The organism is Rhodococcus sp. NPDC055024 (assembly GCF_053608585.1).
On the sequence record NZ_JBSGVT010000010.1, the window covers coordinates 1 to 20,700 of the forward strand.

Here is a 20,700-nt window from a genome sequence, read left to right on the forward strand (position 1 = left end):
GTCGGCAACCTTGGTTGCCGACCGCCACACGTGTGGTCGTTCGTGCCCTGCAAAGGGCGTCATGTCCGAACTGCATCACTCTCGAAGTTAGCCCCGAAGAAGGGCGGGAGAGCTAGTCCTGCTCGAACCTGCGTTTGAATCGATCTTCCATCCTCGACGAGAATCCGCCGCCGGACTTCCGGCCGCGTCCCCGTCCGGAACCACCGGCAGCACCCCTGCCCGGCGGACCGGACGGATGATTGCCGCCTTCGGAAGCGGGGTCGGCAGCTGCTGCGGACTTACGTCCACCACCCCAGAGGAACAACACCCCTGCGCCGAACATGAACAAGAAACCGAACAGGCTGATGATCGGAAAACCGCCCGGCTTGAGCGGGAGGGCAACCCCCGCGATCAGCAGGACCAGACCCAGCACGAATAGAGCCGCTGCTTGGAATCGCCGTCTACTCGACGGCGCCCGCATACGGCCGCCCCTCACATTGGAGGCGAACTTGGGGTCTTCGGCATAGAGAGCGCTCTCGATCTGATCGAGCATGCGCTGCTCGTGCTCGGAGAGTGGCACGGTACCTCCCCCGGCACTGGAAGTTTGGCAACCACCTCACGGTGTGAGGCGGCGGGTAATCAACTTGGACGATTACCTGTTTTCATAATACGAGCAGTTTAGGTCTCGGACCACCAACTCCGGGTACGAGTTCCGCCACAAGCGTACGTATTCGTGCCGAAGGGCCCCGATTCGGCTCCATTTGCCCGCGCAGACCAGGAATTTCCCCGGAAATGACTGCCGGGACGGACCATTTGTTCACGACGCTTGCAAATGCGCGGACGTGTCCTGGCCGATGAAATCTTCGACTGCGGTGAGAAAACGACCGACCTCGGCAAAAAATGCGTCGGAATCGGAGTCTGTGATCACGATCGACACACCGGTTTCCACGGCCGCACGCGTAGCGGACCACCCCGCGAAGAACTTCGACCACGCACCGAACGCGGGCGCCGCGGCGTCCATCAGGACCCACGCGTTTCCAGTTCGCTTACGCTTCGAGCCGGCACCGGCAGGGGCCGCCGCCAAGACCGCCCCGGCACCACGTAGCGCCGCCAGGTAAGCACACCGGAACCGGTCGGCAGGATCGCCCGCCCCTATCGCTTCTTCCAGAAGCGCATCCGCCTTCCGAAGCAGTCCCCATGCCACACCGGACTTTCCCACTTGAACACTGCCGTGGCTGGTGGCTGTCGCACCGAACGACCGCCGCGCCGACATCGGCAATCGAGAGATTGCGGCATCCGACGGACTCGACAACTCGGTAGGAAGAGTTCGTTCGAACTTCACACGTTCAGGCTTCACACGCTCGGACATCGGGGCACCTCCTGCACCGTAAGGATCCAAGACCAGGTGGGCCGGAGATGCCCGCTTCCCTTCGGGCATCTCCGGATCACCCACATCGAACATCTGTTCGACCTATTCAATATAACTGCACCCACCGACACGCCGTCAAGAGAAGAGGTGAGACCGGTCGACCCGCAGATCGCCTGGACACCACATACGGTCGACCTCGACCGCGAAGAATTCGCGAGTCGACTCCACGAGGCACTGGCCGTGTACGTCACAGCGATGGACTATCCGCGAGGAACCGAGTTCCATCGCGCACCGATGTGGCAGGAGCATGCGAACCGGCCTGGCTGGAAAGCCGTCGGCGCATTGGCCGTTCCCCAGCAACCGTCGCACGAAAATCTGCCACTGGTGGGCATCGCTTACGGGTATCGCGGGAGCCCGGACCAGTGGTGGCATCAGCAGGTTCTGCACGGGCTTCGGCGCTCGGGTCGCCCCCAGAGCGAGATCGATGCGACTCTGAGCGACTACTTCGAACTCACCGAACTTCACGTGCATCCGAACGGACAAGGTCACCGGTTGGGCGAATCGCTCTTGCGCCACCTCCTCGCCGAGCGACCCGAACGCAGTGTTCTGTTGTCGACCCCCGAGGTGTACGACGAGGACAACCGTGCCTGGCGGCTGTACCGTCGCCTCGGCTTTCGTGACGTGCTCCGCAGATTTCGTTTTGCCGGCGACAACCGACCGTTCGCGGTCCTCGGCCGCGGACTGCCGCTGTGAGCGCACTTCTCGACGCCGTCGTCGTCGGCTCCGGACACAACGCGCTCGTTTCGGCCGCCTACCTCGCACGCGAGGGTTGGTCGGTCGAGGTGCTCGAGAAGGACACGGTTCTCGGCGGCGCCGTCTCGACCGTCGAACGATTTCCCGGATACAAGGTGGACCGGGGGTCGTCGGCGCACCTCATGATTCGACACAGCGGCATCATCGAGGAACTCGGACTCGGCGCGCACGGGCTGCGCTACATCGACTGTGACCCGTGGGCGTTCGCGCCGCCTGCCCCGGGCACCGACGGGCCGGGCATCGTGTTTCACCGCGACCTCGACGCAACCTGCCGGTCCATCGAACGAGCTTGCGGGACAAAGGACGCCGACTCGTATCGGCGGTTCGTCGCAGTCTGGTCGGAGCGCAGTCGACACGTCATGAAAGCGTTTTCGGCGCCGCCCACCGGATCGAACCTGATCGGCGCGTTCGGAGGTCTCGCCACCGCTCGCGGCAACAGCGAACTCTCGCGGCAGTTCCTCGCGCCCGGCGACGCACTGCTGGACGAGTATTTCGACAGCGAGGCACTCAAGGCTGCGTTGGCGTGGTTCGGCGCCCAGTCCGGGCCTCCGATGTCGGAACCGGGAACCGCTCCGATGGTCGGCTTCGCTGCACTCATGCACGTCTTGCCTCCCGGGCGTGCAGTCGGCGGGAGCGGCGCGCTGAGCGCTGCTTTGGCCTCCCGCATGGCTGTCGACGGCGCCGCAATCTCACTCGGTGACGGTGTGGCGTCGATCCGCCCCAACTCGAATCACTGGACCGCCACGACCGAGAACGGTCGAGAGATTCACGCTCGCAAGGTAATTGCCGGGTGCCACATCCTCACCACGCTCGAACTCCTGGGCCGCGGCGGCTTCGACGGCGAGACGCTCGAACGGTGGCGTCGCCGTATCAGGGTAGGCCCGGGTATCGGTGCGGTACTGCGACTGGCAACATCGGCGCTTCCGTCCTACCGCGGCGATGCCACGACGCAGGAAAGCACGTCGGGATTGCAATTGCTCGTTTCCGATCGCGCCCACTTGCGCACTGCGCACGGCGCAGCGCTGGCGGGGGAACTTCCTCCTCGCCCTGCGGTTCTCGGAATGAGTTTCAGCGGAATCGATCCCACGATCTCCCCGGCCGGTCGACATCAGGTGACGCTGTGGTCGCAGTGGCAACCGTATCGCCTCAGCGGGCATCGTGATTGGGCGTCGGTCGCGGAGGCGGAGGCCGACCGGATCGTCGGCGAGATGGAGGCCGTCGCGCCCGGATTCGCTGATTCCGTCCTCGACCGCTTCATTCAGACTCCCCGCGACATCGAGTCGGAATTGGGGATGATCGGCGGAAATGTCATGCACGTCGAGATGTCACTCGATCAGATGATGTTGTGGCGACCGCTTCCGGAACTGTCGAGGCATCGCGTTCCGGGAGCAGACGGCTTGTACCTGACCGGTGCGTCGACGCATCCCGGTGGTGGTGTGTCCGGAGCCAGTGGTCGCAGCGCCGCTCGAATCGCACTGTCCGACAGCCGCCGGGGTGCGACTGGTCGTTGGATGCGTCGTTCGGCCAGGTCGTGAAGGTCACCCGCCGAACTTCACCCGCCGACACGCCCCCGCCTCGATGACTGGCTACGCCACGGCTGGCACGATGGCCAGTGTGCAACAGTCCACCGATCCCGCCGCCAAGCCGACCAGTCGGAAACGCTTCCTGACGGTTGCCGCGCTCGCCCTGATGTTGGTTCCCTTGCTGGCCGGGTGCATCCGCGTGCAGGTGTCGATGGGCGTGTCCGCGAACGATCGTGTGTCGGGTCAGGTGGTCGCCGCCGCGATACCTGCGGACGAGGCAGACAAGGGTCCCCAGCTGACCCCACCTTCCTCACTGGAGGACAAAGTACGGGTCCAGGAGTACAAGAAGGACGGATACGTCGGCAGCCAGGCGTTCTTCAGCGATCTGTCTTTCGGTGACGTCGCCCAGCTGAGTTCGATGTACGCGGAGGGATCCGGCTCTTTCCAGCTCACCCTCAAGCGCTCGGGAGACACCGTCACACTCGACGGCAAGGTAGACCTGAAGACGCTGCCGGCCCAGGGCGCCGACGTCCAGGTCAGCATCGCATTCCCGGCACGGGTGGGCACCACGAACGGAACCCGGGACGGTGATTCCCGGGTGTCGTGGACGTTGCCTGCCGGCGAGGTGTCGACGATGCGTGCCGAGGTCAACTATGCGGATCCCAGCACTCGCAGCTTCGCCGGTTGGGCCGGCATCATGGCCGGACTGACGCTCGGGGTAGCAATCGTCGTCGGCGCGCTGGCCTGGATGGCGCGCAATCGCGCACCGGTCAAGCGCGCACCCGCCTCCAAAGCACCGGCCATGAAGACGCCTGTCACAAAGTCACCGGTCACGAAGCAAGCTGACACCGAGAATCCGAGAAACACCACGAAGTAGCGCCTGGCGGTTGCCCACTCGATCGTTGTCGAGCGAGGCAACCGAAGATCAGACGGCTTGCGCTGTCCCGACCGAGGTGTCGGGGGTGAGACCGAGGCGCTCGAGGACCTCACTCGTTGCACGCGCGAAGTTCAACGTGATGAAGTGCAAGCACGGAGCACCTTCGGCGATCAACCGCTCACCCATCTCGGTGGCCAGATCGATGCCGAGTTCACGGACCGCAGCACGGTTCTCTTCCGGACCGCTTCCGGCCGCGGCGTCGAATCGACGTTCGAGGGCGGGAGGCAGCGACGAGCCCGACAGTTCGAGCATGCGCCTCACCGAACGCAGCGAGGTCACCGGCATGATCTCCGGGATGATCGGCTTGGCGCCCTGTTCCGCGTCGTACGCACTGACCCGGTCACGAAGACGCAGGTAGTCCTCCACGTCGAAGAACATCTGAGTGATCGAGTACTCCGCGCCGGCACGCAGCTTCGACACCAGGTACTTCGTGTCGTATGCCAAGTCCGGAGCGCGGTAGTGGCCCTCGGGGAACGACGCCACACCCACGTGGAAGTCGCCCAGGTCACGGACCATCCGCACAAGTTCCTCGGCGTACTCGACGCCTTCGGGATGCTTCTTCCACTCGCCGAGCGGATCGCCGGGCGGATCGCCGCGCAATACGAGGATGTTGCTGATCCCACGATCGGCGTAGGCACCGACCATGGCACGAAGTTCTTCGGTGCTGTGCGACACCGCAGTCAGGTGAGCAACCGGCAGCAGGGTCGTCTCTTCGGCCAGTTCACCGGTGACGCGCACTGTTCGATCGCGCGTCGAGCCACCTGCGCCGTACGTCATCGAGACGAATGCCGGTCCGAGCCGCTCGAAGGTACGCACCGCACGCCACAGGCGCGCTTCGGCGTCGGCGTCGCGCGGCGGCGAAAACTCGACCGAGAACGGAATGCGGCTACCTGTCGAGGAAGCGATCCGATCGACGATCGACGGTGTTCGGGTGGCCCACCCCTCGCTGGAGCGGCCCCTGACTGGATCGAATGTCACCGGTCAAGCATATGTTTTCCAGCCGCAAACAAGCTCATCGCCCAGGACTGCGCATCCCGAATGTCAGGATCACGCAGTTCACGGCCCGACCCGCCGTTGATTCCAACCCCCACTAAGCTGGGCTCCAAGCTCGCTTCCGTGTAACCCTCCGGCGCGAGAACATACCGATCATGGAGGCCACCCTGTCCGCAGGAACCGCGCGCGTTGGACAGAGTTCGACCAACACCGCACCGCATCCGACCTCACTCGAACTGCCAGGCATGTTCGAAGGAGCGCTCCGCGACTTCTTCGCTTCACGCCGCGAACTCGTCTCGAACATCGGCGGTGGATACGAAAAGGCCGTCGATACCCTCGAGGCCTTCGTCCTGCGTGGGGGAAAGCGGGTCCGGCCGTCGTTCGCCTGGACGGGTTGGCTCGGCGCCGGAGGCGACCCGAACGGGAGCGACGCGGACGCCGTGATTCGCGCGTGCGCGGCCCTCGAACTGGTGCAGGCCTGCGCGCTCGTCCACGACGACATCATCGACGCATCAACGACCAGGCGCGGCTTCCCGACCGTTCACGTCGAATTCGAGGACCAGCACCGCGGCGAGAAGTGGAGCGGCGACTCCGCACACTTCGGCGAGGCCGTCGCCATTCTTCTCGGCGACCTGGCGTTGGCCTGGGCGGACGACATGATCCGAGAATCCGGGATCAGCCCCGAGGCAGCCGCAAGGGTCAGCCCGGTCTGGTCGGCAATGCGCACCGAGGTGCTCGGTGGCCAGTTCCTCGACATCAGCAACGAAGCCCGCGGTGACGAAACCGTCGAGGCGGCCATGCGGGTCAACCGCTACAAAACCGCCGCGTACACGATCGAACGCCCACTGCACCTCGGCGCCGCACTGTTCGGTGCTGACGCCGAGTTGATCGACGCTTACCGCACGTTCGGAACCGACATCGGCATCGCGTTCCAACTTCGCGACGACCTACTCGGAGTGTTCGGAGACCCGTCCGTCACGGGCAAACCCTCGGGCGACGATCTCATTGCAGGCAAGCGGACTGTGCTGTTCGCGATGGCACTCGCCCGCGCCGACGCCGCGGACCCGGCGGCGGCCGAACTACTTCGCAACGGAATCGGCACCGAGTTGACCGACAACGAAGTGGACACCCTGCGCGAGGTGATGACCGATCTCGGCGCCGTCACCGACGTCGAAACGCAGATCGACACCCTCGTCGAGGCAGCGTCGAACGCTCTCGGCGCAAGCACAGCAACGGCTGAGGCCAAGGCTCGTCTCACCGACATGGCGATCGCGGCCACGAAGCGAAGCTACTGACCGTGGCAGACGTGCACCGCACTCGAACTGTCAGCTCGCCGACCGATCGAGTCGTGATCGTCGGCGCCGGACTCGCCGGACTGTCTGCGGGGTTGTATCTGCGGGGCGCCGGGCGCGAAGTCACGATTCTCGAGAGCAACAGCTCGGTCGGTGGACGAGTCGGCATCTACGAAGGCAGTGACTACAGCATCGACAACGGCGCCACGGTGCTCACGATGCCCGAACTCGTCGAAGACGCCCTTGCCGCCGTCGGCGCCGACCCCGACTCGACGAACCCCAAATTCGTTGTGCACAAGCTCGATCCGACGTACCACGCGCGATTCGCGGACGGCACCGCTCTCGACGTTCACGCCGATCCCGAAGACATGGCTGCCGAAGTAGCCCGCGTCTGCGGGCCGGAAGAAGCGCAGCGATACCGCGCGCTTCGCCGATGGCTGAACCGAATCTTCGACGCCGAATTCGATCGCTTCATGGACGCCGACTTCGATTCTCCCCTCGGACTGGTCAATTCGCGTGCCGCGGTCAAGGATCTGAGCCGACTCGTCGCGCTCGGAGGATTCGGGAAACTGGGTGGGCAGGTGGATCGCAAGATCCGCGACCCTCGCCTTCGGCGGATCTTCACCTTCCAAGCGCTGTATGCGGGCGTTGCTCCGTCTCGAGCCCTCGCGGTGTACGGGGCGATCGCGCACATGGATACCTCGCTCGGCGTCTACTTCCCCGAGGGCGGGATGCGCACGATCGCCGAGTCCATGGCCGACGCCTTCACCGAGGCCGGTGGAATTCTGCATCTCGGCCGCACTGTCGAACGCCTCGAAGTGAGCGATCGGCGCGTGCATGCCGTTCACACACGTGGCGGTGAGCGCTTCCACTGCGACGCTGCCGTCCTGACTCCCGACATGGCCGTCACGGACTCGCTCCTGCGCCCTCATACCCGAATCCGCCCGCGCCGAGTGCGTACATCGCCGTCCGCGGTCGTGATTCACGGCACTGTTTCCCCTACGGTCGCCGACGGATGGCCCGCGCAGCGACACCACATGATCGACTTCGGCGAGGCGTGGAAGCGTACCTTCGCCGAGATCACGGCACGCCGCGGCCGCGGGCAACTGATGAGTGATCCGTCACTGCTCGTCACCCGACCGGCACAGACCGATCCGGGCTTGGCCTTCTCGCGAGACGGCCGGATCCGTGAACCGTTGTCAGTCCTCGCGCCGTGCCCGAATCTGGACAGTGCGCCGCTCGACTGGTCGACTCTCGGCATGCCCTACGTCCGCGAAATCCTCCTCACGCTGCAGGAACGCGGTTACACGGGACTGGTCGAGTCGTTCGAGATCGATCACGTCGACACCCCGCAGACCTGGCTCGAGAAGGGCATGGCCGCCGGTAGTCCGTTCGCGGCGGCACACACCTTCACCCAGACGGGGCCGTTCCGACGCAAGAACCTCGCCCGCGGCTTCGACAACGTCGTTCTCGCCGGGTCGGGAACCGTTCCGGGGGTAGGAGTACCGACCGTTCTGCTGTCCGGTCGGCTCGCCGCCGAACGTATTACCGGTACACGCGAGCGAGCCAGCGCGGTGGGCACTCGTGCGAGCAACTAAACTAGCCCCTCGTAACCGACCATTCATCCACGATTCACCGACTCGGGCGCTGCACGCGCCGATCGACACCGATCTCCTCGGGGGAGGAACCTGCACCGATGACGTCCTCTGCCGCAGCCACTGAAATACCGTGGCACCTAAGGGCCGCCAATTTCCTTCGGACTCCCGAAGGTCACAGTGCACTGCTCGGTTTCTTCGGCGCAGTCATGATCACTTTCGGCGGATTCGGTGCCGGCAGCGTCCGGCGCCAGGATCCGCTGCTCGAGTCGATGCATCTGTCCTGGCTACGTTTCGGACACGGATCGATCCTGTCGGCGGCAATCGTGTGGATCGGTGTTCTCTGCATGATCGGCGCCTGGGTTCGACTGGGCCGCTCGACTCTGCGCGGTGACGTCTCGCTGCGCGGTCTGCGCTACGTCGTCCCGGTCTGGACGTTTCCGCTGCTGTTCGCGGTTCCCATGTTCAGCCGTGACGCCTACTCCTACCTGGCACAAGGCGCCTTGTTGCGCAACGGCTTCGACCCGTACGCCGTCGGCCCCGTCGTCAATCCGGGCATCCTGCTCGACAACGTCTCCAACGTGTGGACGACGACGACTACTCCGTACGGGCCGGTTCACCTTCTCCTCGCCGACGCCATCGTTCGCCTGACCGGAGAGAACGTCATCGCCGGCACGATGCTGTTGCGGATCACGATGCTCCCCGGACTCGCCCTGATGATGTGGGCCGTCCCCCATCTCGCGACGAAACTCGGCGGAAACACCTCGATCGCCCTGTGGCTCGCCGTACTCAATCCCCTCGTCCTGATCCACCTGATCGGCGGCGTTCACAACGAGATGCTCATGGTCGGCCTCATGGCCGCAGGCATCGCGCTCGCCCTCGAACGTAAGCATCTGTTCGGAATAGGGTTGATTGCACTCGCCGTCGCGATCAAGGCAACCGCGGGCGTTGCGCTCCCGTTCATCGTCTGGATCTGGATGATCCACGAGCGGGAGGATGCCGCGGCCGCCGGCCGCGAACCGGCGTCACCGATCCGGTCGTTCGTCAAGACGGCGGGTGCCGGTTTTGCCGTGTTCGTGGCGGTACTCGGATCCACCTCACTGATTGCCGGCGTCGGCCTCGGCTGGACGACGGCACTCTCCGGCTCGGCAAAGATCATCAACTGGCTCTCGCTGCCCACGATCGTGGCGCACATCGGAACCATGGCCACCTCCTGGTTCGCCGGTGACCATTTCAACGACATCCTCGAAGTCTCGCGGACCATCTCGGCAGTAGTGTTGATCGCGATCATCGCCGTCGTGTGGTGGCGCTACCGCAAGACCGAGCGCGACGCCGTCATGGGCATCGTGATCGTGATGGTCGCCATCGTCGTTCTCTCCCCCGCCGCACTCCCCTGGTACTACTCCTGGCCGTTGGCAGTAGCGGCCGGTTTTGCAATGTCGCCGACCACCCTCGCTGTACTGACCGGCCTGTCCACCTGGCTGATGCTCGTGTTCCAGCCGGACGGATCCATCGGCCTGTACACCTTCCCGCATGTGGCTCTGGCCATCTTCGCCGCCGTGATCGCGGCGATGTCCTTACAGACGGAAGACCCACTCCGACTTCGTGGTCGGCGTCATGAAAAACCGGCCGAAGTCTCTACACCAGCCTCGGCGACCTCGACGTCATGATCCGCGTGATCCACAGGTCATGAACGCACTGTCCGCGTCCTACGGATTCTGCGAGGGCGTGACAAAGGAACACGGCCGCACGTACTTTCTGGCCGCGCGGTTACTACCCGAGCCACGACGTCGCGCAGTTCACGCCCTCTACGCATTTGCTCGCATCGTCGACGACGTCGTGGACGAACCGTCGGGTCCGCACGAACGCGGCACTGTCCTGGCCGATGTCGAACGTGCGACGTTCACGGCGCTGGACGCCGCTGGAATACATGACCGCCCGGCAACGATTCCCTCGGACCTGAACCGTGTCCTGCCGGCCTTCGCCGACGCCGTGCAGATGTTCGACATTCCTCGTGCATATTTCGAAGCCTTCTTCGAGTCCATGCGGATGGACGCCCCCGACACGGCGAAGTTTCGACCCGTCTACAACACCATGGACGAATTGGGCGAGTACATGTACGGCTCGGCCGTCGTCATCGGTTTGCAGATGCTGCCGATTCTCGGAGTGAGCGTTCCGCAGCAGGAAGCCGCAGTGCCCGCGTCGAATCTCGGTGAGGCGTTTCAGCTGACCAACTTCATCCGCGACGTCGGTGAAGACCTCGACCGCGGACGCCTGTACCTACCGGCAAGCGAGTTCGCCGCATTCGGCGTCGACATCGAGATGCTCGAGCACGGGCGCAGAACCGGCACGGTGGACGTTCGCGTCAAGCGCGCACTGGCACACTTCATTGCCGTGACGCGAGGACGGTATCGGTCCGCCGAATCCGGAATCCCGATGCTCGACCGGCGGGTCCAGCCGTCGATTCACACAGCTTTCGTGTTGTACGGAGCAATTCTCGATCAGGTCGAGCGCGCCGACTTCCGGATACTGCATCGACGAGTGTCCGTTCCCGGACGCACGCGGCTTCGGGTCGCAGCGCCCGGTCTCGTCCGGTCGGCTACGTACGCGGCGAAAATCCGGCGCGGTTGAATGCGCAGTGGGTGAGTTGTCGGAAAGCCGGCGAGTTAGAAGGCCATCGCCTGCGCGCGGCGGATGACCTCACGCGCGAGATCGCCATGCAGTGCGTCTACCGGGCGACCAGGCAGGGAATCGTCGGCCAGGAACAGCCAGCGAAGGATTTCGATGTCGGTGTAGCCCCCGTCGTGCAATACCGCCAGGAGACCGGGCAGCCACTTGACGATCTGGCCGTCCTCGCCGAAGAACACTTCGGGAACACCGAGAACACCGTGACGCTTGACTGCGACGATCTTGTGATCGCGAAGCAACTGGTGAACCTTGCTCACCGGCAACCCGACGTTCTTCGCCACATCCACCAGCTGGAACAGGGAAACCGAAGAATCCAGGACATCATCACAATAAGGAATCGCGCTCACCGCGGGAAGTTTATCCGGTCCGGCGTGCCCGCTGTGTACCGCCCGGCGGCGTGCTCGAAACCGTCGCTCCGGTTCGGCCAATACGCTCTGTGACGTTCTCGAGACTTCCGCGTCGGTATCGCTGGCTACGATGGACGGGATGCGGCGTATCAGTAACCGGGAATGCGCGGTGACCGTGAATCGGCGCCCGTACGGCGGGGGCCATTGCGCCGCACACAACCACTTACTTGCTGATAGCCACCACACAGATCGTAAACACGCAGATCGTAAATACGGAGGAACAGTCATTACGGAGGTCGAGGGTTGATCGGCGAAATGCTCGAGCGCCGCTATCGAGTGGACGCACCGATCGCGCGCGGCGGTATGTCGACCGTGTATCGAGGCCTCGATACACGGTTGGATCGACCTGTCGCGATCAAGGTGATGGACCCGCAATTCGCCGGTGATCCAGCGTTCCTGACTCGTTTCGAGTTCGAGGCCAGGGCCGTGGCCCGGCTCAAGCATCCGGCCCTGGTGGCCGTCTACGACCAGGGCAGCGATCGCAATCACGTGTTCCTCGTGATGGAACTCGTCGACGGTGGAACTTTGCGCGAACTACTCCGTGAGCGCGGACCGATGCCGCCTCACGCCGTTGCAGCGGTCGTAGCGCCTGTCCTGGACGCGCTGGCGGTCGCGCACCGAGCGGGACTGGTTCACCGTGACGTCAAACCGGAGAACATCCTCATCTCCGACACCGGTGAAGTGAAAATCGCCGACTTCGGATTGGTGCGTGCGGCCGCGGCAGCAACCACCACATCCAACAGCGTGATCCTCGGCACCGCGGCCTATCTGTCGCCGGAACAGGTGACGTCCGGAATTGCCGACACTCGAAGCGACGTCTACTCCACCGGCGTGTTGATGTTCGAACTTCTCACCGGTACAACCCCTTTCACCGGAGATACGTCGCTCTCCATCGCTTACCAACGCATCCACGACAATGTCCCGCGCCCCGGTTCCCGCATCCCCGGTGTACCGGCGCAGTTCGATCGCCTGGTTGCCGAAGCCACTCATCGCGAGCCGGCACATCGTTTCGCCGACGCCGGTGAGATGGCAGCTGCACTTCGCAGCGTGAGCGAACAACTGGAACTTCCGTCGTATCGCGTTCCGGCGCCGCGCCGAAGCGCCCAGCACCAAAGCGCGCAGGTTGCCCCGGCACGGCCACAAGCGGCGCCGGCGCCCCCCGCGGATGCGCGCCCGAACTCTGCTGTGCGCCCGAACTCTGCTGCCACGACGGTGTTGGCGTCCGGCGTTGCCCCTGCTGCCGCAGCCACGACGGCGCTCGGCACGGGCTCCCCTCCCCCTGGCGGCATCCAGCACACTCGCGCGGTCACCGCGCAAACTGCTCGTCCGGCGACGGTCGACGGCGACTCGGATTTCGACGACGGTTCCGACTTCGGCGACGACCAACTGGGGCCCCACGATCCGCATGCTCATTTTGTCGAGGCACGACGCAAATCGCGGCGAGCCACCCTGATCTGGCTACTCGTCATCGCGGTCCTCGCGCTTGCATTGGGCTTCGGCGGATGGTGGATGGGCTCGGGCCGCTACACAGCCGTTCCTTCGATCGACGGGCTGACCAAGGACACTGCGGTCACCGCCCTGCAGGACGCCGGGCTCACTCCCGACGTCCAGGGTCAGTACTCCGATGCCCAACCCATCGACACGGTGATCGGGACAGATCCGGCTTCCGGATCCAGGGTCACCAAAGGCTCGACCGTCGCGCTCCTGACTTCGCTCGGGCGTCCGACGGTCCCACCCATTCCGGCCGGCGGCGACGTCACGGCGTTGGGCGCACAACTCTCCGACCGCACCCTCGTGGCGGTCGACGGTGGGGACACCTTCAGTTCCAAGATCCCGATCGGCGGCGTGGCAGCCCTCGACCCGGCACCGGGAACCGAAGTTGCCGTGGGCTCCTCTGTCAAGGTCATCACGTCCAAAGGGTCACCGCCAGTCGACATTCCCGATGTGAAGGGCATGTCCGAGAACGCTGCACGCGCAGCCCTCGACAAGGTAGGCATCTCCGTCAGTACCACCAGAACAACGTTCGACGACGCCGTCGAGGGCGGCAATGTGATCGGCACCGATCCCGCTGTCGGGTCCTCGGTCAACGCCGGCACCTCCGTTGTTCTCCTGATCTCCGACTCCGTCAAGGTTCCCTCGTTGATCGGCCGCTCCGTCTCCTCCGCACGCGAAGAACTCGGCCGCCTCGGCCTCGAGATCACCGTGCGTCAGCTCACTCAGAACGACAGCTCGGTCATCATCAGCCAGAGCGTCAAGAACGACCTCGTTGCCAAGGGCACCGACATCAGCGTCGTCGCAATTCCCTGACAGTCCGCTTCGGCCTAGTCTGAATTCATGGTCACATGGGAACCCGAGAGCTTAGGGATACTCGACCTGCCGTCGGGACGATCGATCCGGGGTCGAGGACTCCGCAATCCACTTCCTTCCGGGCCTCTCCCTACCTTCGGCGTCTATCTGACCGGTAAAGAACCTCCCGCTACCGAGTGGGATTCGGTGTGGGTCCGCTGGCGGGATTTCTGGTTGCCGAGCGATCCGGCTGCGCTGCGCAGCGCTCTGCACGAAGTGTGGGTGCGTTCGGAAACCGAACGAGTCGAGATCGCGTGCGGTGGTGGATACGGCCGCACCGGAACTGCTTTGGCCGCTCTCGCCGTCGTGGACGGCGTGCCGAGTCAGGACGCCACCGCGTACGTTCGCGCACACTACTCACCTCGCGCCGTCGAAATGCCCTGGCAGCGCCGATTTGTCACGCGATTCACGAAATAGCGAACGCCCCCACCTGCGCGAGCGGGTGAGGGCGTTACCGGCGAATCAGCACGGGCGAGGTGTCAGCCTCGCAGCATCTCGGCCACGAGGAAGGCGAGCTCCAACGACTGCTGCGTGTTCAGTCGCGGATCGCACGCCGTCTCGTAGCGACCGCCGAGATCGAGGTCGGAGATGTCCTGTGCGCCGCCAAGGCACTCGGTGACGTTCTCACCGGTCAGCTCGACGTGGATGCCACCCGGATGCGTGCCGAGACCGTTGTGGACCTCGAAGAAGCCCTGAACCTCGTCGACGATGCGGTCGAAGTGGCGCGTCTTGTATCCGGTGGAGGCTTCGTGTGTGTTGCCGTGCATCGGATCGCACTGCCAGATGACCTGGTGGCCGGTGGCCTGGACCTTCTCGATGATCGCGGGCAGCAGGTCGCGGACCTTGCCGTTACCCATGCGCGAGATCAAGGTCAGTCGACCCGGCTTGTTGGTGGGGTCGAGACGCTCGACGTATTCCACCGCCATTTCCGGCGTCGTGCTCGGACCGATCTTGAGACCGATCGGGTTGGACACCAACTCGGCGAAGGCGATGTGCGCGCCGTCGAGCTGACGGGTGCGGTCACCGATCCAGAGGAAGTGAGCCGAGAGGTCGTAGAGCTTGGGGTGATCGCTGTCGTTGTCGAGACGCAGCATCGCGCGCTCGTAGTCCAGAACCAGAGCCTCATGGCTGGCGAAGATCTGTGCCTGGTGCAGGCTCGGATCGGTGACGCCACACGCGTTCATGAACTGCAAGCCGCGGTCGATCTCGGCAGCGAGTTGCTCGTAGCGTGCGCCGGCGGGAGACGCTGCGACGAACTCACGGTTCCAGTCGTGCACCTTGTGCAGGTCGGCCATGCCGGCGCCGGTGAGTGCGCGAACCAGGTTCATCGCGGCGCTGGCGTTGGCGTATGCACGCACCAGACGTGAAGGATCGTGCGCGCGGACTGCCTCGTCAGCGACGAGCGAGTTGATCATGTCGCCGCGGTAGGACTTCAGACCCAGCGAGTCGATGTCGGCGGAACGCGGCTTGGCGTACTGACCGGCGATGCGAGCGACCTTGACGACCGGCATCGAGGAACCGTAGGTGAGTACGACGGCCATCTGCAGCAACGTGCGGATGTTTCCCTTGATGTGCGGCTCGGTGTTGTCCGCAAATGTCTCGGCGCAGTCACCGCCCTGGAGCAGGAATGCCTCACCACGCGCGACCTGCGCGAGACGCTCTTGCAGCGCCTCGACTTCGCTGGCCACCGTGATGGGAGGCACGCTCTCGAGCACAGTCCGCATGGCAGCCGCCTGGTCAGCGGGCCACGAGGGCTGTTGAGCAGCGGGCTTCGCGAGCGCCTCGTCGAGCTGCTTACGCAGTCCGGCAGGCAGCGGCGGGAGTTCGGGCAAGCGGTCGATCGGCACGTCGACAGTCCAGTTCACCTCTACAGGATATTCGCTCGCCCGTCGGCGCGTCACACAGGCTCTCGATCGCAGCCCAATCGGGACACTTCTCGCGTACCGAAACCTGGGTCAGCGAAGTGAACGTGCTGCCGAAATCGCGTCGAACTTCACGAGGTTGTGCCTGGCGTCGGCAAGCGCGTCGTGTGCGTCGGCGGGCGCTGACGGGAGGGCAGGACTGCCGTTGTCCTCCCAGAACTGTCGCAGTTCGCGGGTGTAGCGCGGCATCGACTGCGGTAGTTCGGTCATATCGCCCCACAGCTGGCACAGCGCGACGTGGTCGTAGGCGGCGACCCACGCCCAGAGTTCCGGAACGACCATCGGGCGCGGAACGAAGAATTTCAGTAGGTCGTCGCGGATCTTCTCGCGGGATTTCCACAGCGGCGACGACGGCTGCGGCAACTTCGGCAGCACGTTCTTGCGCACCCAACTACCGGCACGGGCGGGATCGAACTCCGTCGAGACCGCGTAGTACTCCCGGCCGTCCTCGCAGACAACGCCGATGGACACGAGATCGATGGTTCGACCGTCTTCGATGAATTCACAGTCGTAGAAGTAGCGCACGTCCGAAAACTATGCCGCACGCGCAGGCCCTGGAGCCAATGCGCGCGCGGCAGATGTGGGAAATCTCTAGCTGGCCTGTGCGTCCGGGACCGAATCCTTGTCGGTCTTCGAGGCTTCCGTCGACTCGGCGGAGGCGACGAGATCAACAACCGACTCGCCGTTCTCCGACGGAACGTCGACGGCAACTTCGGGTTTCGTGGGCGCCTGGTTTTTCAGGCTCGCCGCGTAGATGTCCACGTACTCCTGGCCGGAGAGTTTCATCAGCTTGTACATCACTTCGTCGGTCACTGCGCGCTCGACGAAGCGGTTTCCGCCCATGCCTTCGAAGCGGGAGAAATCGATGGGTTCGCCGACGATCACGGTGACCTTGGCTGGGCGCCACATCCGTGAGCCGATCGGATTCATCTTGTCGGTACCGACCATCGCAACCGGGATCACCTTGACACCCGATTCGAGCGCGAGGCGCGCCATTCCGGTCTTGCCCTTGTAGAGACGACCGTCAGGTGAACGCGTTCCCTCGGGGTAGATGCCCAGCAGACTGCCAGAACCGAGAACCTTGAGACCGGCGTTGAGCGCATCCTGCGCGGCGTCCGCGCCGGTTCGGTCGATGGGGACCTGACCGACCGCGGTGAAGAACCACTTCTGAAAAGCGCCCTTCAGGCCGGAACCGGTGAAGTACTCGCTCTTGGCAAGGAACGTGATGCGGCGGTTGACGCGAAGCGGAAGGTAGAACGAGTCCAGAACCGCCTGGTGATTGCTCGCCAGGATGGCCGCTCCGTCAGTCGGAATGTTCTCGTGACCCTTGACTGTCGGACGCCCGAGTAGCCAGAGAATCGGCCCCAGCAACACATACTTGAAGAGCCAATACCACACGGCGTCCCTCCCATTCACAACTGAATTTCGCTGAGTACGACCTTACTGCCGACCCGTAACCCCCGCTACACACGCCCCTGCAGGATCGCGCCGATCACAGTCCGGCAGATGTGGTTCCAGCGCCGTCGACCCCACCGAGATCCTGAGGCACTACCGAGCGAGCCAGGGCTGCGGCGCCGACCATCCCTGCAGCTTCGCCCAGCTGAGCCGAACGGATTCGTGCCAGCGGGCGGTGCTTCGCGCCCGTCAACAATGTCGCGTACTGCTCACGGGCGTCGTCGAGAAACAGTGGGGCCGAACTTGCGACGCCGCCGGCGATCACCACCAGATCGGGGTCGTAGACGTCGCCGACCATCGCCAGTCCGACGGCCAGCCAACGGGTGAACTCGGCGATGGTCGCCAGCGCGAGTGGGTCACCGTCCTGCGCGGCGTTGGCGATCCGACGACCGGTGAGGGACCCCGGATCCACCGCTACCTCACGCGCCAGAACCGTCGACGCGGCCGGGTCGGCGGCAAGCAGTTCAATTGCCGTGTCCACGAGTGCCGTTCCGCTGCAATAACGCTCCCAACACCCACGCTTGCCACACGCGCATTGCCGCCCGCCTGGCACGACCTGGATGTGGCCGAGTTCGGGGGCGACGCCGTGACTCCCCCGGTACAGCTCGCCGTTGATCAGGAGCGCGCCGCCGATTCCGGTCCCGATTGCCACCATCACGACATTGCGCCCCCCTGCGGCCGCGCCGAATCGATGTTCCGCGAATGCTGCTGCGTTGGCGTCGTGCTCGAGAACGACCGGCAGTCCGAGTCGCTTGCTCAGGTCGCTTCCGACCGGCGCATCCACCCACGGCAAGTGCGGGGCGAACCGAACCGAGCTTCGATCGGACGTGATGAAGCCTGCGACCGCCAACCCCACAGCCGATACCTCGTGCCTGGTGACCAACTCGCGCACGACGCGATCAAGGCCGTCCTCGAGAGCTCTGGCCGACTGCGGGGTCGGAGCTTGAATCATCTCGAGCACTTGTCCGTCCACGTCCACGACGGAGGCCCTGATGCTCGTCCCGCCGACGTCGATGCCGACCGTCAAGATGTCGTCCATGGTGGAGTCGGAGACCGCTTTCAAGCGGCGCGCGCTCATCGCGACAATTCCCGCGCGAGCGGCGCCCGCTGGAGTGCGCACCCTGTATCGGTGACTCGTGCGTCGGTGACCATTGTGTCGATTGTGCTCAACGCGCGCCGTTCGTTCTACCCGGGGTACTAAGTCAGTCCTTGACCGTCACGTTGATCGGGACAAATGCAGCCGTCCGAGTTCGCTCGGCCCCTTGCGTCGTCGCACCACTGTCAGGTCCATGATCCGGGCCGGACGGACCCCCGAGAAACTCGTCGAGAATCTCGCGGAGCAACGCAAGGAATGCTGCTGCCTGGCCCGCGAGAAAGGCCAGCAGTTCGTGGTGCTCACCGCGAACCAGTGCAGCGAGGGCGCACACCGGGCACCAACTGCAGCCGCTGAACACCGGCTGCGCGTCCGCTGAACCGGGGTCGTCCCCCAGGTCGGTGGCCGTCGTGGCAGTGGATGCTGCGCCGGTGGATGCTGTGGCAGCCTTCTGCAACATCGGTTCCAGACGTGTCAGAACGGTATCCGCCAGCGCGCGAAATTCCGCGACGAGGCGCTCGTGCTCTTCGCTCATACCGGCCACACCGCGGGATCCGGGCTGAACCGGATGATCAGGTAACTGCCGTCCAACTCCGCCCCGTTCACGACACAACGACGCAGCACCGACGCCAAACGAACTCTGCGTCGTACGCCGTCTGCTCCCACCAGCACATCGTCCTCCACCCGGCCCAACGACAACGACGACGGATCCACGAGCGGAAGGTACATCCGCATCACGTACACCGAATCGACTCCGGCCCCCGACTCCAACGAGACCACGATGTTGTCCGCGGTGTCGATGGTGTCGACGGTGTCGACGGTGTCGACGGTGTCGACGGTGTCGACGGTGTCGAAAGTGCCCGAATCCGTGCCCGTTCCACCCGCGAACGTGGCCGCGATCTCGCCCAGAGCCGCCAACCCTACCGGTTCGACGCGGGCGCGTTCGACCGTTGTGACGGACATTCCATCGGTTGATCCACGCAATTCGTCGACGACGAGTTCTTGTGACGCCCGGATCGAAGCGAGCCACCGCGCCGCTTGCGAATCGTCGACGCCCTCCTCCGCTGGCGAGTTGAACTGCGGGACAAGGTTGTTGACCACAATCTCGTCCACTCGCAATCCTGCGAGTGCCAGCCCTGACAACGTCCGACGAGTCGCCGCGACCGATACGCCATCCGCCGACGTCACCACACGAACGCTGGTGTTCTCCCGATCCGAGAGGTGCACTGCGATTCGATCCACCGACGCGAGCACCCGTTCGATGACGGACACGAGCAAAAGCAATCGCATGTCCGTGCCCGTCACGGCGACCATCCGCCTGTGCCGCGGCCACAATCGCTCGAGATACTCCGACACCATCGACGGCGACCCGAGGATCCTCAGCGCTTCGGCTGCGGCCGGACAGTCCACGATCACGAGGTCGTAGTCACCGCTGTCCGAGAAGTCGACGACCTCGGAGAGCCCGAGTATGTCCTGGACGCCCAGGGATCCCGTCAACTCTTCCGGTTCCAACCCCTCGAACGACGAACCGTGTTCGTGATCTCCCGCTCCGAAATTTCCTGCAGCATCGATCAATCCCGACAATCCTCGGAATTTTTCCTCGAGTAGCGCCGAAGTGTCGAGATGCCGGACGTCGAGGTGTTCGGTGAGAGGTGTAGTCGTTCGCGGATTCGGCACGCCCAGGACGTCCGCGAGAGAACCTGCCTGATCGATCGACACCAGGAGCACTCTCGCCCCGTCGGCCGCAGCCGACACAGCAGTCGCTGCGGCAAGCGTCGTCGTGCCTACTCCGCCTTTACCGACGAACAGTTGGACGCGCGATCGTTGCTCCGGCACTCAGCCCTCGACTCGCTTCTTCAGTTCTTTCAGAGCTGTGTCGGTGATGATCTTCTCGGCCTTGCGCTTGAACAGACCGATCATCGGAATGGTCAGGTCGACCGTCAACTCGTAGGTGACCGACGTGGTGCCGTTCGGGCCGGGCTCGAGTGTGTACGAACCGAATTGGGACTTCTGGATCTCACCCGAGATCAGCTCCCAGCTCACCGCCATACCGTCCGGCGCCCACGAATACTGCAGTTCGTAGGTGTCCTTCACCATTCCCGCGTCGAGGACAAAACGCACTCGGTCCGCGCGGCCGCCCTGCCCCGGCGCCGTCACCTCGACGGACTTCGCCGCGGCCACCCATTCGGGGTACTGCGCGAAATCGGCGATGACGTTCATCACGGCGTCGGCAGGGGCGTCGATGCTGATCAACCCCTTGGTCTTCTCGGCCATACGACTGCGCTACC

20 protein-coding genes are annotated in these 20,700 nt (G+C 64.4%); 9 read left to right on the forward strand and 11 right to left on the reverse strand.

Annotation, left to right across the window (positions count from 1 at the left end; genetic code table 11):
- Positions 1–112: 112 nt before the first annotated feature.
- Positions 113–559, reverse strand: coding sequence for a DUF3040 domain-containing protein (locus tag ACWF6P_RS20520; RefSeq protein WP_378538821.1), 447 nt, complete (start codon positions 557–559; stop codon positions 113–115).
- A 237-nt stretch (positions 560–796) separates the two neighbouring features.
- Entirely contained in the window at positions 797–1,348 is a 552-nt protein-coding gene (locus tag ACWF6P_RS20525) for an SAV_6107 family HEPN domain-containing protein (RefSeq protein ID WP_452622272.1), read from the reverse strand.
- A 147-nt stretch (positions 1,349–1,495) separates the two neighbouring features.
- Between ACWF6P_RS20525 and ACWF6P_RS20530 the strand changes: the two genes are divergently transcribed.
- The 3 genes from ACWF6P_RS20530 to ACWF6P_RS20540 all read left to right on the forward strand — a co-directional run bounded on the left by ACWF6P_RS20530 (position 1,496) and on the right by ACWF6P_RS20540 (position 4,561).
- Positions 1,496–2,101, forward strand: a complete 606-nt coding sequence (locus ACWF6P_RS20530) for a GNAT family N-acetyltransferase (protein ID WP_452622273.1) — start codon at positions 1,496–1,498, stop codon at positions 2,099–2,101.
- Positions 2,098–3,696 (forward strand): phytoene desaturase family protein, encoded by a 1,599-nt coding sequence (locus tag ACWF6P_RS20535; protein ID WP_452622274.1) that lies wholly within the window; start codon positions 2,098–2,100, stop codon positions 3,694–3,696. The genes ACWF6P_RS20530 and ACWF6P_RS20535 overlap by 4 nt, the downstream gene beginning before the upstream one ends.
- A gap of 70 nt (positions 3,697–3,766) precedes the next feature.
- Positions 3,767–4,561: an LppM family (lipo)protein gene (locus ACWF6P_RS20540; protein ID WP_452622275.1), complete on the forward strand. Its 795-nt coding sequence runs from the start codon at positions 3,767–3,769 to the stop codon at positions 4,559–4,561.
- Between the two features lie 48 nt (positions 4,562–4,609).
- Here the strand turns inward: ACWF6P_RS20540 and ACWF6P_RS20545 are convergent, their stop codons facing one another.
- Positions 4,610–5,599, reverse strand: a complete 990-nt coding sequence (locus tag ACWF6P_RS20545) for a methylenetetrahydrofolate reductase (RefSeq protein WP_020908084.1) — start codon at positions 5,597–5,599, stop codon at positions 4,610–4,612.
- Positions 5,600–5,769: 170 nt separating this feature from the next.
- Between ACWF6P_RS20545 and ACWF6P_RS20550 the strand changes: the two genes are divergently transcribed.
- From ACWF6P_RS20550 to ACWF6P_RS20565, 4 genes are all read left to right on the forward strand, one after another.
- Positions 5,770–6,909: a polyprenyl synthetase family protein gene (locus ACWF6P_RS20550; protein WP_452622276.1), complete on the forward strand. Its 1,140-nt coding sequence runs from the start codon at positions 5,770–5,772 to the stop codon at positions 6,907–6,909.
- A 2-nt stretch (positions 6,910–6,911) separates the two neighbouring features.
- The gene (crtI, locus tag ACWF6P_RS20555) at positions 6,912–8,504 is read left to right on the forward strand and encodes a phytoene desaturase family protein (protein WP_452622277.1); all 1,593 of its coding nucleotides are present in this window, start codon (positions 6,912–6,914) and stop codon (positions 8,502–8,504) included.
- Between the two features lie 98 nt (positions 8,505–8,602).
- Entirely contained in the window at positions 8,603–10,171 is a 1,569-nt protein-coding gene (locus tag ACWF6P_RS20560) for an alpha-(1->6)-mannopyranosyltransferase A (protein ID WP_452622278.1), read from the forward strand.
- A gap of 19 nt (positions 10,172–10,190) precedes the next feature.
- The gene (locus ACWF6P_RS20565; protein WP_452622279.1) at positions 10,191–11,132 is read left to right on the forward strand and encodes a phytoene/squalene synthase family protein; all 942 of its coding nucleotides are present in this window, start codon (positions 10,191–10,193) and stop codon (positions 11,130–11,132) included.
- A gap of 35 nt (positions 11,133–11,167) precedes the next feature.
- Here the strand turns inward: ACWF6P_RS20565 and ACWF6P_RS20570 are convergent, their stop codons facing one another.
- Entirely contained in the window at positions 11,168–11,536 is a 369-nt protein-coding gene (locus ACWF6P_RS20570) for an Rv2175c family DNA-binding protein (protein ID WP_230813547.1), read from the reverse strand.
- 303 nt (positions 11,537–11,839) lie between these two features.
- Between ACWF6P_RS20570 and pknB the strand changes: the two genes are divergently transcribed.
- Entirely contained in the window at positions 11,840–13,903 is a 2,064-nt protein-coding gene (pknB, locus tag ACWF6P_RS20575; RefSeq protein ID WP_452622280.1) for a Stk1 family PASTA domain-containing Ser/Thr kinase, read from the forward strand.
- Between the two features lie 27 nt (positions 13,904–13,930).
- On the forward strand, positions 13,931–14,359 hold the full coding sequence (locus ACWF6P_RS20580; RefSeq protein ID WP_452622281.1) for a protein-tyrosine phosphatase family protein: 429 nt from the start codon (positions 13,931–13,933) through the stop codon (positions 14,357–14,359).
- A gap of 62 nt (positions 14,360–14,421) precedes the next feature.
- On the opposite strand, the gene ACWF6P_RS20585 is transcribed toward ACWF6P_RS20580, so the two are convergent.
- The 7 genes from ACWF6P_RS20585 to ACWF6P_RS20615 form a co-directional block, all read right to left on the reverse strand.
- Positions 14,422–15,807 (reverse strand): class II 3-deoxy-7-phosphoheptulonate synthase, encoded by a 1,386-nt coding sequence (locus ACWF6P_RS20585; protein WP_007730070.1) that lies wholly within the window; start codon positions 15,805–15,807, stop codon positions 14,422–14,424.
- Positions 15,808–15,897: 90 nt separating this feature from the next.
- Positions 15,898–16,389, reverse strand: a complete 492-nt coding sequence (locus ACWF6P_RS20590; RefSeq protein WP_003941683.1) for a polyadenylate-specific 3'-exoribonuclease AS — start codon at positions 16,387–16,389, stop codon at positions 15,898–15,900.
- Positions 16,390–16,455: 66 nt separating this feature from the next.
- The gene (locus ACWF6P_RS20595) at positions 16,456–17,262 is read right to left on the reverse strand and encodes a lysophospholipid acyltransferase family protein (RefSeq protein ID WP_452622282.1); all 807 of its coding nucleotides are present in this window, start codon (positions 17,260–17,262) and stop codon (positions 16,456–16,458) included.
- Positions 17,263–17,356: 94 nt separating this feature from the next.
- The gene (locus tag ACWF6P_RS20600; RefSeq protein ID WP_020969875.1) at positions 17,357–18,397 is read right to left on the reverse strand and encodes an ROK family protein; all 1,041 of its coding nucleotides are present in this window, start codon (positions 18,395–18,397) and stop codon (positions 17,357–17,359) included.
- Positions 18,398–18,521: 124 nt separating this feature from the next.
- A complete protein-coding gene (locus ACWF6P_RS20605) occupies positions 18,522–18,947 on the reverse strand; it encodes a hypothetical protein (protein ID WP_452622283.1) in 426 nt (141 codons plus the stop codon).
- The gene (locus ACWF6P_RS20610; protein WP_452622284.1) at positions 18,944–20,248 is read right to left on the reverse strand and encodes an ArsA family ATPase; all 1,305 of its coding nucleotides are present in this window, start codon (positions 20,246–20,248) and stop codon (positions 18,944–18,946) included. The genes ACWF6P_RS20605 and ACWF6P_RS20610 overlap by 4 nt, the downstream gene beginning before the upstream one ends.
- Positions 20,249–20,686, reverse strand: coding sequence for an SRPBCC family protein (locus ACWF6P_RS20615; protein ID WP_378448008.1), 438 nt, complete (start codon positions 20,684–20,686; stop codon positions 20,249–20,251).
- Positions 20,687–20,700: the final 14 nt, after the last annotated feature.